The 15,368-nt window shown below is 41.7% G+C and carries 16 protein-coding genes; 1 reads left to right on the top strand and 15 read right to left on the bottom strand.

The features are described from left to right. Positions 1 to 2: 2 nt before the first annotated feature. From ACESR9_RS00720 to ACESR9_RS00700, 5 genes are all read right to left on the bottom strand, one after another. Complete coding sequence (locus tag ACESR9_RS00720; RefSeq protein ID WP_373104951.1) at positions 3 to 1,268, bottom strand: F390 synthetase-related protein; 1,266 nt, start codon at positions 1,266 to 1,268, stop codon at positions 3 to 5. Continuing rightward, positions 1,234 to 2,061 carry an MBL fold metallo-hydrolase gene (locus ACESR9_RS00715; RefSeq protein WP_195529782.1) on the bottom strand — a complete coding sequence of 276 codons (828 nt, stop codon included), beginning with the start codon at positions 2,059 to 2,061 and terminating at the stop codon, positions 1,234 to 1,236. Before ACESR9_RS00715 ends, ACESR9_RS00720 begins: the two co-directional genes overlap by 35 nt. Next, on the bottom strand, positions 2,036 to 3,013 hold the full coding sequence (locus tag ACESR9_RS00710) for an NAD-dependent epimerase/dehydratase family protein (RefSeq protein WP_373104949.1): 978 nt from the start codon (positions 3,011 to 3,013) through the stop codon (positions 2,036 to 2,038). The genes ACESR9_RS00715 and ACESR9_RS00710 overlap by 26 nt, the downstream gene beginning before the upstream one ends. Further along, positions 3,010 to 4,287, bottom strand: coding sequence for a glycosyltransferase (locus tag ACESR9_RS00705; RefSeq protein ID WP_373104947.1), 1,278 nt, complete (start codon positions 4,285 to 4,287; stop codon positions 3,010 to 3,012). The genes ACESR9_RS00710 and ACESR9_RS00705 overlap by 4 nt, the downstream gene beginning before the upstream one ends. A gap of 240 nt (positions 4,288 to 4,527) precedes the next feature. Then, positions 4,528 to 5,226, bottom strand: coding sequence for a GntR family transcriptional regulator (locus ACESR9_RS00700; protein ID WP_003007291.1), 699 nt, complete (start codon positions 5,224 to 5,226; stop codon positions 4,528 to 4,530). Between the two features lie 128 nt (positions 5,227 to 5,354). Here ACESR9_RS00700 and guaA point away from each other — a divergent pair, with 128 nt between their 5' ends. Then, complete coding sequence (guaA, locus tag ACESR9_RS00695; RefSeq protein WP_049485834.1) at positions 5,355 to 6,920, top strand: glutamine-hydrolyzing GMP synthase; 1,566 nt, start codon at positions 5,355 to 5,357, stop codon at positions 6,918 to 6,920. A 150-nt stretch (positions 6,921 to 7,070) separates the two neighbouring features. Here the strand turns inward: guaA and ACESR9_RS00690 are convergent, their stop codons facing one another. The 10 genes from ACESR9_RS00690 to ACESR9_RS00645 form a co-directional block, all read right to left on the bottom strand. Continuing rightward, entirely contained in the window at positions 7,071 to 7,445 is a 375-nt protein-coding gene (locus ACESR9_RS00690; protein ID WP_195529450.1) for a DUF805 domain-containing protein, read from the bottom strand. A 155-nt stretch (positions 7,446 to 7,600) separates the two neighbouring features. After that, positions 7,601 to 8,611, bottom strand: a complete 1,011-nt coding sequence (locus ACESR9_RS00685) for a DUF1002 domain-containing protein (RefSeq protein ID WP_373104944.1) — start codon at positions 8,609 to 8,611, stop codon at positions 7,601 to 7,603. 238 nt (positions 8,612 to 8,849) lie between these two features. Continuing rightward, entirely contained in the window at positions 8,850 to 9,452 is a 603-nt protein-coding gene (locus ACESR9_RS00680) for a lysozyme family protein (protein ID WP_373104942.1), read from the bottom strand. Next, a complete protein-coding gene (locus ACESR9_RS00675) occupies positions 9,452 to 10,426 on the bottom strand; it encodes a nucleoid-associated protein (protein ID WP_023918106.1) in 975 nt (324 codons plus the stop codon). The genes ACESR9_RS00680 and ACESR9_RS00675 overlap by 1 nt, the downstream gene beginning before the upstream one ends. A gap of 8 nt (positions 10,427 to 10,434) precedes the next feature. Continuing rightward, positions 10,435 to 11,691, bottom strand: a complete 1,257-nt coding sequence (gene glyA / locus ACESR9_RS00670) for a serine hydroxymethyltransferase (protein WP_373104940.1) — start codon at positions 11,689 to 11,691, stop codon at positions 10,435 to 10,437. A 38-nt stretch (positions 11,692 to 11,729) separates the two neighbouring features. Continuing rightward, positions 11,730 to 12,341 (bottom strand): L-threonylcarbamoyladenylate synthase, encoded by a 612-nt coding sequence (locus ACESR9_RS00665; protein WP_023918104.1) that lies wholly within the window; start codon positions 12,339 to 12,341, stop codon positions 11,730 to 11,732. Then, positions 12,328 to 13,164, bottom strand: coding sequence for a peptide chain release factor N(5)-glutamine methyltransferase (gene prmC / locus ACESR9_RS00660; RefSeq protein ID WP_373104938.1), 837 nt, complete (start codon positions 13,162 to 13,164; stop codon positions 12,328 to 12,330). The genes ACESR9_RS00665 and prmC overlap by 14 nt, the downstream gene beginning before the upstream one ends. Beyond that, positions 13,164 to 14,243, bottom strand: a complete 1,080-nt coding sequence (gene prfA / locus ACESR9_RS00655; RefSeq protein WP_373104936.1) for a peptide chain release factor 1 — start codon at positions 14,241 to 14,243, stop codon at positions 13,164 to 13,166. The genes prmC and prfA overlap by 1 nt, the downstream gene beginning before the upstream one ends. Positions 14,244 to 14,252: 9 nt before the next feature. Beyond that, positions 14,253 to 14,732: a GNAT family N-acetyltransferase gene (locus ACESR9_RS00650; RefSeq protein ID WP_070505571.1), complete on the bottom strand. Its 480-nt coding sequence runs from the start codon at positions 14,730 to 14,732 to the stop codon at positions 14,253 to 14,255. A 21-nt stretch (positions 14,733 to 14,753) separates the two neighbouring features. Continuing rightward, a complete protein-coding gene (locus ACESR9_RS00645; protein WP_373104933.1) occupies positions 14,754 to 15,338 on the bottom strand; it encodes a thymidine kinase in 585 nt (194 codons plus the stop codon). Between the last annotated feature and the right edge of the window lie 30 nt (positions 15,339 to 15,368).

Here is a 15,368-nt window from a genome sequence, read left to right as displayed (position 1 = left end):
TTTTACTGAAGTCGTTGAACACGTTTTAATTTACGTGTTGGGTCCCATTGGTAATCGATAAATTGAATACTTGGGAGAATGAATTGTTTTTGCTGAGCTAAGAGTTCAAATTGAGCAAAGATTGCTTGCTCCATAGACTCTGTCCGGTGACTCAAGGCAATGGTAATGGATCCATCTGCCAACTGAGTTACTTGATAGTCCTGAATATTTTCGACAAAGAGAATGCACCGTCGAATAAAATCCGGATAGATCATCTGGCTACTGCTATCTTCTTTTTTGAAATAGAAAATATCGTCTGATCGTCCTTCGATCTTTGCGATTCGAGTAAAGACAGAACCACAAGGGCAAGGGGACTTTTCTTCCACCAAAATATCATTGAGGCGGTAGCGATAGATGGGTTGACTGGTTCGTTTGAAATCCGTAATAATTGGATAAAAGCGGCTATCATCAAGATATTCTTTTTCGACATACAAAATATCTTCGTTGAGATGTAGATTGCCTTCTGAACAGGTACAAGCTAAAAATCCCTCTGTCGCTTGGTAGACCTGATCAACCTTGTCTAGTTGAAAAGCTTTGGCGATGGTCTGAGCATCTCGTTCCTCTAGGATTTCTGCGACAGAGACAACCTTGACGGGTTGGATCGCAAGTTGCTGATTGCTGACATAGTTGGCTAACTCAATCAAGGTTGAAGCTGGTGCGACCACAATAGTTGGTTGATAGTCTTTGAGACGCTCTAAATGCTCCTTGCTATCCTTGAAAATATCAAAATATTCCAAGCGAATAAGGCCTGAATTAATGGTTTGATAGAGTTCATTGTCCGCTCGTAAGAAAAAGGCAATGCGATGACCAAACAGTTTTCCTTTCGGTAGCATCTTGGCTAGAATCGCTGCAGCCCACATACTTCTTTCTTTTTCTGTGGTGACAAAAACTCCTCGGTGACCGGAGGTTCCAGAAGACAAACCTACTGCTACTTCTCCATTCATCTCGGTAAAATCTCGTGTTTGTTCTCCGCGAATTGCCATCTCTAAAGCCTGATCTCGATCCACCCCTAGGGTATTGAGCTCATTGAAATGTGTCATCATAAAGGTTTTATCCATGGTTCCAAAGGATTCGGGAGAATGGGTTTGAAAATAGGGAGATTGAGAGGTGATAAAAGCATGGTAACGCGCCAATTGCTTTTTTTGGTACCTTTCTAAGGCTTCCCTTGAACGGAATCGATGGCACCATCTGGTTTCAATAAAGGTTTTCAGAAAGACTGTTTTTTTCATTTAAAATCCTTTCAATCCGATCTTGTGGGTCGTGGCTGACCACAACTTGAATGCCATCCTGCAAGAGTGTTTCCAGCAAATCAGCTCCTTTTAAATAAGCCTTCTTATCATCCTGAACCAAGGAAGGAATGAGACGCATTTGCCGTGTGAAAGGCAAGAGGTCTACTCCCCAAGAAAGATCCGCCCCAATAAAGAGCTTGAGCTCATCCAGATAAAGACAGCCTTGCCCTCTCGCATGTCCATCGATGGACGAAACAAGAATGCTCCCATCTCCAAAAAGATCCGCGGTCGGGCTGTAAGGGAAAGCAGGATGCCTTTGATCTGCTTTGAGACAAGTCACCCGATCTTTGAAATCAGCTGGCAAAAACTCTTTAAAAATCAGATCTTTAAATTTCGGTTTTTGGTACACCTCATAGACTTCCTGGGTAACAAAGAAATGAGCATTTGGAAAAAGGGCTGCTCCACCGAGATGATCAGGGTGCAAATGCGAAAGAATCACATAGGAAATGGATGCTGGATCAATCCCACGCTCTTGCAATAAATAATTGATCTGGTCTTCTTTTTTCATCTGCATTGGGGTGGCTAGACGGTACCAAAAATACCGAGCTTTTTTCTTAATCTCGTAGTGATAGCCGGTATCGTACAAAATATAGCCTTTTTCACGGTGGTGAATCAAAAAGACACCTGCTGGAAATTGCATTTTTTCATTCGGAATCCCTTTGAATAAGAGACCGGAATGACTGCTACAATAGCCCGCTGGAAAATAATCAATGTGCTTGATCATGTTGGACATAGTTGTCAATCCCTTCTTCAATGGTCATTTTTGGATAGTAGCCAAGATCAGTTTGGGCCTTTTGAATATCGAGGGTTTGGCTATATCGAAGGAGATAATAGGTATAGCGAGTCAATGGGGGTTCGGCTTTCAGTTGAAAGAATCGATACACCCCTTCAAGGCTATAGGCCACACCTGCTACAAGACCTGCTGGAAGTTTCCGATAGCGAATCGGCTCTCCCAATCCCTTTAGTGTGGTTTCAATCAAATACTTAAAGGTCTTTGGTTCTCCATTTGTAATATTATAAACTTGTCCGTGTGCTTCTTTTGCTTCCAGAGCCAAGCGAATGGCTAGGGCAACATTCTCCACACAGGTCATATCCATGAGCTGCTCTCCTCCTCGAATCAAAGGAATTCCAATTTTTCGACTAAGGCGTAAGACACGAGGCAAAATACTGGTATCCCCTACGCCGAATAATCCTCTTGGACGTAAGATGATACTTGGCACATCTGGATAGTCAGAAAAAAGTTTTTCAGACGCCAATTTGCTTTGGATGTAATTGTTGAGGTGATTTTCTTTTGGAGCATCGCTTTCCTTGATGTTAAATTGGTCTTTTCCAGCTGCGTAAATACTAGGAGAAGAGACGTAAACCAAGCGTTTTACCGCATATTCACGGCACAATTCAAGGATATTTTGAGTGCCAACTACATTCGCCTGATAGAAGGCCTTCCAAGGTCCCCAGGCAGTGGATAAAGCTCCAGCGTGAACCACAGCATCAACAGACTGAAAGGCTTGTCTTAATTCCTCAATAGAGCTCAAATCCCCTTTCACAAATTGGACGCGCTCATTTTCCAGGGTCTTTCCAATCATTTCATTTCGGCCAAAGGCTACAATGGTATAATCGTGAGCCAACAACTCATCGATCACATATTTTCCAAGGAAGCCAGTCGCACCTGTTACAAGAATTTTCATAGTTTCCCATCCGTTCCACGTCTTAATAATCGTTGAATCTCAAACTCCAAGGTATCCAACGGCTTGTAGGTTTTTGAAAGTTTGTTTAATCTTTCTAACTTTTCCCAAGATTCTTTATCTAATAGGGCATTGAAACCTGCTTGAATCTCTTCGGTGCGATTGCGATGTGCTTGAAAAGCAATTCCTGCTTCTACTCCTCGAATCGCATAGTCAAATTGGTCATAATCATGTGGCAAGATCAAGGCTGGTTTTTTAAATTCGATACACTGATAAAAGATTCCAGCTCCTCCATGGTGAATGACATAGTCCATCTGCGGAATATATTCTTTGTAAGGCAGATAAGAGACGACCGTCACATTTGGCGCTACTTCTTCTTCAGAGAATTCCTTTGCCCCATCACCTAAGGTGACGAAAAAGTGGCATTCTGGATGGTCTTTGGCCAACTGCTGGGTTTGCTGGAGCAAGTTCTCTTTTGCCCAAGGCAACTGGGTTCCACATGTCACGAGGACCTTCGTCTTGTCCTCGTAAGAACTGATGTCTAAAGGATAATCTTCTGCTTTTTCAAGAGAAGTCCCCAAAGGGCCAAGCCAGGCATATTGATGAGGGAAATGTGTCTTCAACTCTAGCTCCATCATCCCAATTCCAAAGATGGCATAAGGAGAGTAAATAGACTCTACTCCATTTTGATTGTACAACTTGAAATTGTAACGTTTTAAGCGTTTGCGTAAGAGGAAAGCGCCACAGTATTTTCCAATGCGCGTGAGTTTACGGCATAGTGCTTGGATCTTCTCTTCCTTCTTCGTACGCGCGACTCCCATCCCTCCGAAGAAGCAAGGAGGACCATAAGGAGTTTCGATTGCAAATTGTGTTGCCATGGTGGTAATCCAAGGAATTTCTAACTCTTCTGCCACAAAGCCTGCTGATAGAGTGATAAAGTCAGCAATGACAATATCTGGACGGTTGACACGCCACTCCTCTAGCAATTGATCCGATACATGATTAATCAAATCAAGACTCCTAGACAATTGCCGATAAGCTGAAAAGAGATTGTGTTTTTTATCGTTATTAGCCACACGTTCAAATACTTCTACTTTGTCCTCTAGAATCGGAACGACCGTGAAGCCGAGACTTTCTGCGACGGCTTTTTTCTGAGGACCCGTGAAAACTCGGATTTCCATAGTTGGATCATCTAATAAGGGTTTAACGAGATTTAAAGTTGGGTACAGATGCCCACTCAAGGGAACAGCTACCACATCGATTTTAATTTTTTTCATTTTTTCCTGCCTTATATCTTTTTTTAGATCTAAAACTAGCTTCTATCTATTAATTCGTAAAAAAAATCGAAAATTGAAGAAAAAATAAAAATTTTTTTAAAAATTTTTAAAAATTTTCAATGTTGCCTTTACTATCACTATTTAGAAAGAATGATTTCAACCTAAAAAAAGCTCCCAAATGCCAAAGAGAGTGAGCCTCTCACACATTTGAAGAGTTTTCTATTTTTACGATTTGCGAGCTTAGTTATTTTCTAAATAAAATTCGAACCGCTCGCCGACATACTGACTTTTTACATACTCAAAAGCCGTCCCATCTTCAAAATAGGAAACCTGTGTCAGACCTAAAATAGCCTGCCCTTTTGAAATCTGTAAGTACTCCGCAATCTTATCCTTGGCCAATCGCGCATAGATGGTCTGGTGCGACTTTCCAATCTTATAGCCATGACGCTCCAAGGTTTGGAAGAAATGGCTGGTAACCTCTTCACGATTGAAATTCTTAATAAATTTCTCTGGAATAGAGGCCACTTCATAAACAACAGGGATCCCATCGGCATACCGGACCCGCTCCATCCGAATGATGGTTTCTGTCTTATCAATGCCCAATTTGTCCACTTCTTGGAGGCTAGGAATGGTTTTCCGGTAAGAAATCACTTGGCTAGAAGGTTCCTTGCCTTGCGATTTCATAATCTCTGTAAAACTGGTTGTGCCCCGCATTTTTTCTTGAACGCGCGTGCTGGTGATAAAGGTACCACTTCCTACACGTCTTTCAAGCACTCCTTCTTCAACCAGAAGGGTAATAGCCTGCCTAAGCGTCATCCGACTCACTTGAAATTTCTCAGCTAGATCGCGTTCGCTGGGAAGACGCTCCCCGATTTTCCATATTTTTTGATCAATCTCAGACTTAATCTGATCATGAATTTGAATATAAGCTGGAATCATAACCTTGCTCTTTCTCTGTGTTATCTCTATTGTAGCGTAAAATTCCTAATTCTTCAATCAGAGATTGGTAAAGACAAGGCTTTTGTGTTAGAATAGAGGAAAGTAAATTTCTTTAAGAAGGGGATAAGATGACAAACCTATCAACTGATTTGCATGATGTTGAAAAAATCATTGTGCTTGACTACGGTAGCCAATACAATCAGCTTATTTCACGGCGTATTCGTGAAATTGGTGTCTTCTCAGAGTTGAAGAGCCACAAGATTTCTGCTGATGAAGTTCGTGCAATCAATCCAGTCGGGATCGTTCTTTCAGGCGGACCAAACTCTGTATACGAGGAAGGTTCTTTTGATATCGATCCTGAAATTTTCGAACTCGGTATTCCAATCCTTGGAATCTGTTACGGGATGCAATTATTGACCCATAAATTGGGCGGGAAGGTCGTTCCTGCAGGTGATGCTGGTAACCGCGAATATGGTCAATCTGAATTGACTTTGACAGAGTCTTCTGCTCTTTTTGCCGGTACACCAGACAAACAATTAGTCTTGATGAGCCATGGAGATGCTGTTACAGAAATTCCGGCTGACTTTATCCGCACTGGTACTTCTGCTGACTGTCCATTTGCATCGATTGAAAATCCAGACAAGAAAATCTACGGAATCCAATTCCACCCTGAGGTTCGTCACTCTGTTCACGGTTATGACATCTTGCGTAACTTTGCCTTGAACATCTGTGGGGCTAAAGGTGACTGGACCATGGACAACTTCATTGACATGCAGATCAAAAAAATCCGTGAAACCGTCGGAGACAAACGTGTCCTTCTTGGTCTTTCAGGTGGTGTTGACTCTTCCGTTGTTGGGGTTCTCCTTCAAAAAGCTATCGGCGATCAATTGATCTGTATCTTTGTAGACCACGGTCTTCTTCGTAAAGGGGAAGCTGACCAAGTGATGGATATGCTTGGTGGCAAGTTTGGTCTCAATATCGTTAAAGCAGATGCTGCCAAACGTTTCTTAGACAAATTGGCTGGCGTATCAGATCCAGAACAAAAACGTAAGATTATCGGTAACGAGTTTGTATATGTCTTTGATGACGAAGCAAGTAAACTCAAAGATGTGAAATTCTTGGCACAAGGAACTCTCTACACAGACGTGATCGAGTCTGGTACGGATACTGCTCAAACTATCAAGTCTCACCACAATGTGGGTGGACTTCCAGAAGACATGCAGTTTGAACTCATCGAGCCACTGAACACTCTTTATAAAGATGAAGTTCGTGCTCTTGGTACTGAACTTGGTATGCCAGACCACATCGTATGGCGCCAACCATTCCCAGGACCAGGTCTTGCTATCCGTGTCATGGGTGAAATCACTGAAGAAAAACTTGAAACAGTCCGTGAATCAGACGCTATCCTCCGTGAAGAAATCGCCAAGGCTGGTCTTGATCGCGATATCTGGCAATACTTCACTGTCAACACAGGCGTTCGTTCAGTAGGTGTTATGGGTGACGGCCGTACCTACGACTATACGATTGCCATTCGTGCTATCACTTCTATCGACGGAATGACAGCTGACTTTGCGAAGATTCCATGGGAAGTCCTCCAAAAAATCTCAGTCCGTATCGTAAATGAAGTTGACCACGTCAATCGCATCGTCTACGATATCACAAGTAAACCACCTGCAACTGTAGAGTGGGAATAAAAAAAGGTCCGGGGGACCTTGATTCACGAGCCAAGAAATAGAAAAGCGAGTCTAAGGTCCAGTGGACCTTGATTCACGAGCTTAAAAATAGCAAAGCCATATAAAATAAAAGATCTTGAAATAATTATGATTTCAAGATCTTTTATTAACTTAATCAGTTTCTACTTCCTTATCTCGATTTGTTGGTAAGATCATAAATAGAAGCATGAAAAACCAACCTACGTATGGAATAAGCCCAACAAGAAGATATAACCAATGCAATCCTGCATCTCTTAGACGCCGAACGGAAAGGGTTAATGAAGGTAGGAAAATTATGAGGCCAAATACAGAATAAAGCGGGCGCAACGAATAAATCATTTGATAAGCAGACACATCATTAGGATCGATTTGAAGTTGTATTAAAGCGTAAAACAATGGCATTGTAATAAGCAAATGAATGAAGTGTGGCCACCAGTATTCAGATACTGTTGAGTAACCGGTAAAATCTGCATAGCCTTCCCAAAATTTTTTATAAGCTTTTAACATAAGTCCTCCTTTAATTTGCTTTTCAAAGTATACTATCTTTTTCAATTCTTTGCAACTCTTTTCTGCTACGCAGCAACTATTTTCAAATAACCTTCAAGCAGCTAAACACACAAAAAGCACTCTGACTTCTTGTCAGGAGTGCTTTCCTGCTATTTTTAGCCAACTAAGCCACTAAAGAATTTAACGATGGCATTCCAGATGGCTCCGAAGAAGCCAGCAATGGCATTCCACGCATTTGTGAAGAAGTTTCCACTGTCTTTTAGAATAGCATTTGTATCAAAATTGAGATTGATATTATTAAAGGTATCGCCTGCCTTGTCTACGATACTATCTTTCAGATCCGACAAGGTCTTCGTAAAGCTTTTGCTACTGATGACACTACTCTTTGAGAGGTTGACTGCGAAATTCACGATCAAATTAATCTGATCACCTGTTACAGTTGTATCCAGCTTATAATTTTTCAGGGTTTCTTCGACGATCTTTCGAATATCATCCTTGCTTAAATCCTGATTGTTCTGTTTGGCATTGGCTACTGCCGTTTTTATGTCGGTCAATGCTACGTTTAACTTATCAGCATCGAAGTTTTTCTTACCAGCGTTTTCTTCATTGATCCCGGATAGAGTCTTTAACTCTTCTTGGGCCAGATCTTTGCTTTCTTGAGAAACTTTGGCACCATTTTTCTCAAGCGAGTAATAGATCCCAGCTAAAGCACTTTCTCCAGTCACTTGTATAGGTGAAGCTACTGTAATTTGAGCATGCTCCAATCCAAGTGTAACGGCTGCATTACGATACATATCTGCAGTGACCTTGGTGATATTTTGAGGTGTCACGATATTCACTTCTAGTGGCTTATTTTTGCCTAATTTTTGAATTTTAACAGAGGAATAAAGTTCCAAACTATCATCGTTGGCAACGTTCATAATCGAAGAATAAACCTCTGGTGTCATGGTCTTCCACTCTTCTTTATCTTTTGAACTATCGTAGTTCAAGAGACTCAAAGTTTGTTCGATTTGACTTTGGTCTAGTGAATAGCCCAAAACATAGTCTGGTTTGACATAGGTTTCATCGATGACTTTCTGCACATTGCTATCTGCAGAAACCCGAGGGACAGCTGTCAACAAAGCCAAAGTCGTCGTTACAAACAATGCAATCTTCTTTAATTTCATCTTTTTCTTCTTTCTAATTCAAATTACCTCTGGGTATCTCATATTACCTTTCTCACCTCACTAGAGATGAAAAAAGAAGTAAATAAAGAGTTTACCCACTTCGATTTTCATTATACAGTTGATTTCTTAAAACTAGCTTACAGTTTTTTTAAGAATGCATGACATTTTTATTTTCCCTAAAAACCGGAGGCAGAACTGATCAGCTTAAAAAAGAGCCAATTGGCTCTCTGGAAAATGATTAAAACCATGAAAATAACTTCATAATCGTCATATTGGTTTCTACTAAACGAGAATAATAAATGTTACCCCCATTAATGTAGAGTTCCATCCCGTTTAAAAGAGAGATAGGGTGGAGGTAAAGATAAGTTTCACCGGTTACATTGCCAAGACTTGGCGCTACTACATCCCGTGAATAAGCTCGGGCCAACTCTAGGGAATTTGTCCCACCGTGTTTAGCCACATAATCAATGTAGTCTTTCCCGAAATTATAGGCTTGAACGGCTGTCCAGCTATCAACGCCTTTTTTCTTGGCTTCTTTTAACTCATCTGAAAGAGTCTGAATACCTTGGCGAATACTGGCCTTATTATCACTAATGGTATTGGTTTCACCACTTGCACTCTCACTAGCCTGCATGACATCGTCTTCACGGCCTTTGGTCTCTGTATAGATCATAGCCAGAATAAGGTTTTCATTGGCTGTGGTGTCCTCCTCAGCAAGGACTTCTCTAACCAGAGAGCGATACTGCATGACTTGTTTAACATCACGGTGGATCTGAATTCCCTTGTAGATTCCAAATATTAGTAAGATGAATAAGAAGATCTTCACTATGCGTTTAATCATTATTTACTCTGTATATCCTCAATATTTTTGATCAGAATAGAATAGGTCCCGTTCTCGTTTAGAATAAATTCAACAGATTCTGCATCTTCATAGACATTATTCGGAACGATCAGTTCAATTCCATTTGACAATGACAATTTCTGATTTTCGAACTTCTTCAACTGGCGACTTGCATCAATCTCTTCAAAGGTGACAGGCTCTGGTACAGCTTCTTTAACTTGGTCAATAAAACTAAGGCGAGCTGTCAGATTGTCGTCGAAGAGATCATCCGCTAATTTCTCAGGAGAGAGTTTATTTTCTTCCTCAATATGGTTAAAAATAGCTGATTTAACCTTTGATTGAAATTGAAAATCATCTGTGTTAAAGCTTTCCGCAATCTTTTGGGCTGTTTTTTCTAGCGCCTTGATCGATTTTTTAGGGGAGATCTTGGGTTGCGCCTGCAACAGATTCTCAGAAAAATAGTTCAAGAAAGTCCCGTTGTACTTGATCCGTTTTTCAATCAAGTGGTATTTGCGGCTTTGAAGATTGATGACCAAAGCTTCATCTGCACCAGTCCCAAAACCAGGTAGATTATTTTGCGTCAACTTAATCGGATTGTCCACTTCACCACCAAGATGCGTCAAGGTTTCCCGTAAGGCGATCCGAAGAAAGGCAAAATGGTCCACCCCTTCTTTTGAGAATTGAATGAACACCAAATCGTTGGTCTTTTGATTCTCAGAGACGACAAATTCTTCCTTCCAGCGATTTGCTACTGCGACCGAAGTTTCTAATAGGTCATCTGAAATCATCTCAAGAAAAGGATTGTCCTCTTCGAAAATACCGGTCCTGGCTTCATCCGAGTAGACCCGTTCAATCTTCTTACGCAAGTATTCCTCGATTTTAGGTGTGATATTGAGAAATTTATCTGCCAGATAGAGATCGGTATCGTCTGGGCTAAATTGATGAATGATGGCTTTTTTTACGTAAATATCCATAAGATGGTTTAGTCCTCGTAAAGTGGAAAGGCGTCTGTCAAGGCTTTGACTTGGCTACGCACTTCGTCTAATACTTCTTGATTATCCGCATTATTCAGCGCTTTGATCATGAGTTCAGCAACGGTGCGACTTTCTTTTTCACCAAAACCGCGAGCAGTGATGGCTGCTGCACCAATCCGAATCCCACTGGTCTTAAATGGAGACAAGGTTTCATAAGGAATAGAGTTCTTATTGAGGGTAATGTTGACCTCGTCTAGTAAGTTTTGCGCCACTTTCCCATTTTCAACGACTTTAGTCACATCGACAAGGAAAAGGTGGTTCTCAGTTCCGCCTGAAATGACACGGAAATCAGGATCTTGCAAGAAGACATCAGCCATAGCCTGACTGTTCTTAATCACGTTAGCTGCATACTCTTTAAAGGCAGGATCCAACGCTTCTTTGAAAGCAACGGCTTTAGCTGCAACGACATGCTCTAGTGGTCCTCCTTGAATACCAGGGAAGATAGCAGAATTAATTTTCTTAGCTAACTCCTCGTCATTGGTCAAGATCAAGCCACCACGAGGACCACGAAGGGTCTTGTGAGTGGTTGTTGTCGTGATATGGGCATAAGGAACTGGACTTGGGTGAAGACCTGCTGCAACTAGACCAGCAATATGGGCCATATCAACCATGAGCTTAGCTCCTACTGCATCTGCAATCTCACGGAATTTAGAGAAATCAATGATATGAGAGTAGGCTGAGGCACCAGCAACGATGAGTTTTGGCTTCACTTCTTGGGCTTGTTTTAAGATGGCGTCAAAATCCAAGAGCTCTGTTTCAGGATCTACACTATAGGACACAAAGTTATAGGTTTGGCCAGAGAAGCTCACAGAAGCTCCGTGCGTCAAATGCCCACCAGCAGCTAGATCCATCCCCATGACAGTATCACCAGGCTCAATCAAGGCCATATAGGCAGCACAGTTTGCCTGACTTCCTGAATGCGGTTGAACGTTCGCAAATTTAGCGCCAAAGATTTCTTTGGCCCGTTCGATCGCGAGACTTTCGACCACATCGACCACATCTGTCCCCCCATAGTAACGACGACCAGGGTAACCTTCGGCATATTTATTGGTCAGAATAGACCCTTGAGCAGCCATCACTGCCTTAGAGACGACATTTTCAGAAGCAATCAACTCAATATTGTTTTGTTGACGCTCTTCCTCTTTAGCGATCGCATTCCATAGGTCTGCATCATAGGCTTTGTAATCTTCTTTATCAAAAATCATCGGTCTACTCCTTTATAAAAAATTATTTATGTACATTATCACTGAGGAAGTTCATCTTCCTCAAAGGAAATCTCGGGCACTTGTGCAAGCAAATCAGCTTTGGTAATCGAACCTTGCCTCAAAATCCTAGCTTTAGAACCAGAGATATCCAAAATAGTTGAATCTTGGCCAGTCAAGAAGTCATCATCCTCTATACCAGGAACCACTTGATCAAATTCGCTTATAATAGCCTTATACTTTGTTCCACTTGCATGACCTGAAAGATTAGCCGAGGGACCAACCAAAGGGCCATATTTACGAATTAATTCCAACGTTTTTGGGTGAGCCGGTATACGGAAACCAACTGTATCCAATCCTGAATGAATCCAGTCTGGCACCTTGTCATTCGCCTGAAGAATAATAGTCAGAGGTCCTGGTAAAAATGAATCAACTAGTTTTGTTAAATAACTAGGTTGATTTTTCGAATAAAGTCGAATCGCTTTTTCATCGGCTACATTTAAATTCAGAGCCTTGTCTCTCGGTCTACGTTTTAATTCGTATATATAATCGACTGCCTCTTGATTCAAAGCTTTGGCGAAAATACCATAGACTGTCTCAGTTGGCAGAATAACTGCACGTCCTGCTTCTAATTCTTTCTCAATGTGATCCATTGTCTACTACTACCATTCTATCTTGTCCAAATTGGTCTTTCAGAACGCGAACTCGTTTGTTAGGAAACGCTTCTTGAAAGAGCTCTTTTACTTTGGCTCCTTGCTTATAGCCAATTTCTAGATAGATCTTTCCGTCTGGTGTTAAAACACTTGGTGCTTGCTGGGTAATCTTTTCGTAGATAGCATATCCATCACGGTCTGCAAAGAGAGCTAAGTGGGGTTCAGAGGCTAAAACATTGGCTCCAACCTCTTCTACATCATCCCGAGAGATATAGGGAGGGTTGGATACAATCAGGTCATAAGGACCTTCTAGTTCGTCCAGTACATCTGACGACTTGAAGGCAAGGACTGCTTCTAGCTGCTTGGCATTTTTTTGAGCCAGGGCTAAAGCCTCTTCTGATACATCGCTAGCTTGAACCCGCCAGGTAGGTCTAGCAAGGGCTAAGCTAATAGCGATAGCACCACTTCCTGTACCAATATCCAGAACTCGCAAGGCTTTCTCATCGTTTTCTTCGAGAATGAGAGCCACCAACTCCTCTGTTTCTGGGCGTGGAATCAGCACGCGTTCATCCACTGTAAAAACATGGCCACAAAATTCTGCACTGCCAATAATATACTGGGCAGGAATGTGATGTTTCAACTGCTCAAAGATGGAACCAAGCAAGGCTTGATCCTCTACTTCCACTTCTTTTTGCAAGGCAAGGACAAAGTCTGTAAAGGTCCAGTTTTTTAAAGCTCGATACACGAAGGAGAGGCTTTCTGCTTCCTCTCCAACGGCTATTAATTCTTCTTCATACTGGGCTAATAATGGTCCCAACAACATTATTTGTTCAACTCTTCTAGTTTTTGTGTTTGATCATACAAGACCAAAGCATCGACCACTTCGTCTAATTTACCAGATAAGATAGTATCCAGTTTTTGAAGGGTCAAGCCAATCCGGTGATCGGTCACACGATTTTGAGGGAAGTTATAAGTCCGGATCCGCTCAGAACGGTCACCAGTACCGATGGTTGACTTCCGCTCAGCGTCTTGCTCGTCTTGGGCAATCTGAGCAAAGTGGTCAGCCACACGCGCACGGATGATCTTCATGGCTTTTTCGCGGTTCTTCTGTTGTGTCCGTTCTTCCTGCATCTCGACCTTGATGTTGGTAGGCAAGTGGACGATACGAACGGCTGTTGCGACCTTATTGACGTTCTGTCCACCCGCACCAGATGCGTGGTAGATATCAATCCGAAGGTCTTTTGGATCGATGTCGTACTCGACTTCTTCGATTTCTGGCATGACCAGAACGGTTGCTGTAGAGGTATGGACACGACCTTGGCTTTCTGTCACTGGAACCCGTTGCACCCGATGAGCACCAGATTCATACTTGAGTTTTGAATAAACTGATTGACCAGAAACCATGGCTACGACTTCTTTGATCCCACCAACGCCATTGTAGGAAGCTTCCATGACTTCAAAGCGCCAGCCTTGGCTTTCCGCGTATTTTTGGTACATCTGCAAGAGGTCACCAGCAAACAACTGGGCTTCGTCTCCTCCTGCTGCTCCACGGATTTCCAAGATAATGTTCTTGTCATCGTTTGGATCTTTTGGAAGAAGTAAGATTTTCAGTTTTTCTTCGTATTCTTCTTTTTCAGCCTTAGCATCCTTAAGTTCTTGCTTGGCCATTTCTTCCAACTCCGCATCTCCGCCTGCTTCTTTAATCATTTCTTCAGCATCGACGATATTTTGAAGGACTTGTTTGTACTCTCGGTAAGCTGTCACCGTATCACGAGTGGAAGCCTCTTCTTTTGAAAGCTCCATAAAGCGTTTGGTATCAGAGACCACATCTGGGTCACTCAATAACTCTCCTAACTCTTCGTATCGGTCTTCTACAGCTTGTAGTTGATCATAGATATTCATGTTTGCTCCTTAATTCTTGATTGTTAGATCATAGATTGCTACAATTTCGTCTTCTATGACTTCGCCAGTTTCTTTAAATCCATAATGGAGATAGCAAGATCTCGCTTGATTATTTTCCGGTTCATAAGATAACCAAAGACTTGTTGCTTTTCCAGCTGGCTCTGTTCGAACAAAGTCAATGACTGCATCCATAGTCGGTTTAAAATAGCCTAAACCTTGAAATCGTTTATCGATCATAAAACGAAATAACAAGTAATTTCCCTTGCTGATCCCAATTTTCTGGTCATAGGCAATCATAACAAAACCAACTAATACTTCCTTATCATAAACTGCTAAGGGAGCTATAAAATCACCATTTTTATCATATACATAGGCTTCAGCTAAGCTAATGGAATTGGATGCAATAAAATTCCTTTGGTTTGGATGAACTTCTAGATTTAAAACGTCAAAATAATTCTCTATTGTAATATCTTTTAAACAAATAGACATTATTATCCTCTCTAAAACGATCTAGATGCTTTCAGTTGGTATGTCTGGATTAAAATAATGCTTGCGGCAAACGGATATATAGGTCTCGTGTCCACCGATCTGGATCTGCTCTCCATCATAGACAGGTTTACCTGCTTGGGTACGCAAAACCATGGTCGCCTTACGAGAACAGTATTGGCAGATGGTTTTGATCTCCTCGATCTTGTCGGCTAACAAGAGGAGGTGTTTGGAACCTTCAAAGAGTTCATTTTGGAAATCATTTTTGAGGCCAAAAGCCATGACCGGCACATCCAGTTCATCCACGACTCTTGCCAGATCATAGACATGATGGCGTTTCAAAAACTGAGCTTCATCGATTAAGACACAGTAAGGTTTGATCGTTTGGTTTTTAATAAAGCCAAAGATATCCGTATCGTCTTCAATCGCAACAGCTTCGCGTTTCATACCGATCCGGCTAGAAACTACTCCTACTCCATCTCGTGTATCGATTGCCGAGGTCATGATGACGACGCTCTTGCCTTGCTCTTCATAATTATGGGCCACCTTCAAAATCTCAATGGTTTTCCCCGAGTTCATGGTCCCATATTTATAATATAATTGTGCCATTTTCCTTCTGTTCTCTCTAAAATGTGTTTC

The sequence above is a fragment of the Streptococcus parasanguinis genome (assembly GCF_964238605.1).
GTDB classification, from domain to species: domain Bacteria; phylum Bacillota; class Bacilli; order Lactobacillales; family Streptococcaceae; genus Streptococcus; species Streptococcus parasanguinis_AJ.
Note: the sequence above shows the minus strand (reverse complement) of the source record. Positions and strands in the feature narration are given on the sequence as shown.

Excerpts from the sequence above, each read along its gene's own strand:
- ACESR9_RS00720 (WP_373104951.1), bottom strand. The coding sequence starts at position 1,268 with ATGAAAAAAACAGTCTTTCTGAAAACCTTTATTGAAACCAGATGGTGC.
- ACESR9_RS00715 (WP_195529782.1), bottom strand. The coding sequence starts at position 2,061 with ATGTCCAACATGATCAAGCACATTGATTATTTTCCAGCGGGCTATTGT.
- ACESR9_RS00710 (WP_373104949.1), bottom strand. The coding sequence starts at position 3,013 with ATGAAAATTCTTGTAACAGGTGCGACTGGCTTCCTTGGAAAATATGTG.
- ACESR9_RS00705 (WP_373104947.1), bottom strand. The coding sequence starts at position 4,287 with ATGAAAAAAATTAAAATCGATGTGGTAGCTGTTCCCTTGAGTGGGCAT.
- ACESR9_RS00700 (WP_003007291.1), bottom strand. The coding sequence starts at position 5,226 with ATGATTCCAGCTTATATTCAAATTCATGATCAGATTAAGTCTGAGATT.
- guaA (WP_049485834.1), top strand. The coding sequence starts at position 5,355 with ATGACAAACCTATCAACTGATTTGCATGATGTTGAAAAAATCATTGTG.
- ACESR9_RS00690 (WP_195529450.1), bottom strand. The coding sequence starts at position 7,445 with ATGTTAAAAGCTTATAAAAAATTTTGGGAAGGCTATGCAGATTTTACC.
- ACESR9_RS00685 (WP_373104944.1), bottom strand. The coding sequence starts at position 8,611 with ATGAAATTAAAGAAGATTGCATTGTTTGTAACGACGACTTTGGCTTTG.
- ACESR9_RS00680 (WP_373104942.1), bottom strand. The coding sequence starts at position 9,452 with ATGATTAAACGCATAGTGAAGATCTTCTTATTCATCTTACTAATATTT.
- ACESR9_RS00675 (WP_023918106.1), bottom strand. The coding sequence starts at position 10,426 with ATGGATATTTACGTAAAAAAAGCCATCATTCATCAATTTAGCCCAGAC.
- glyA (WP_373104940.1), bottom strand. The coding sequence starts at position 11,691 with ATGATTTTTGATAAAGAAGATTACAAAGCCTATGATGCAGACCTATGG.
- ACESR9_RS00665 (WP_023918104.1), bottom strand. The coding sequence starts at position 12,341 with ATGGATCACATTGAGAAAGAATTAGAAGCAGGACGTGCAGTTATTCTG.
- prmC (WP_373104938.1), bottom strand. The coding sequence starts at position 13,164 with ATGTTGTTGGGACCATTATTAGCCCAGTATGAAGAAGAATTAATAGCC.
- prfA (WP_373104936.1), bottom strand. The coding sequence starts at position 14,243 with ATGAATATCTATGATCAACTACAAGCTGTAGAAGACCGATACGAAGAG.
- ACESR9_RS00650 (WP_070505571.1), bottom strand. The coding sequence starts at position 14,732 with ATGTCTATTTGTTTAAAAGATATTACAATAGAGAATTATTTTGACGTT.
- ACESR9_RS00645 (WP_373104933.1), bottom strand. The coding sequence starts at position 15,338 with ATGGCACAATTATATTATAAATATGGGACCATGAACTCGGGGAAAACC.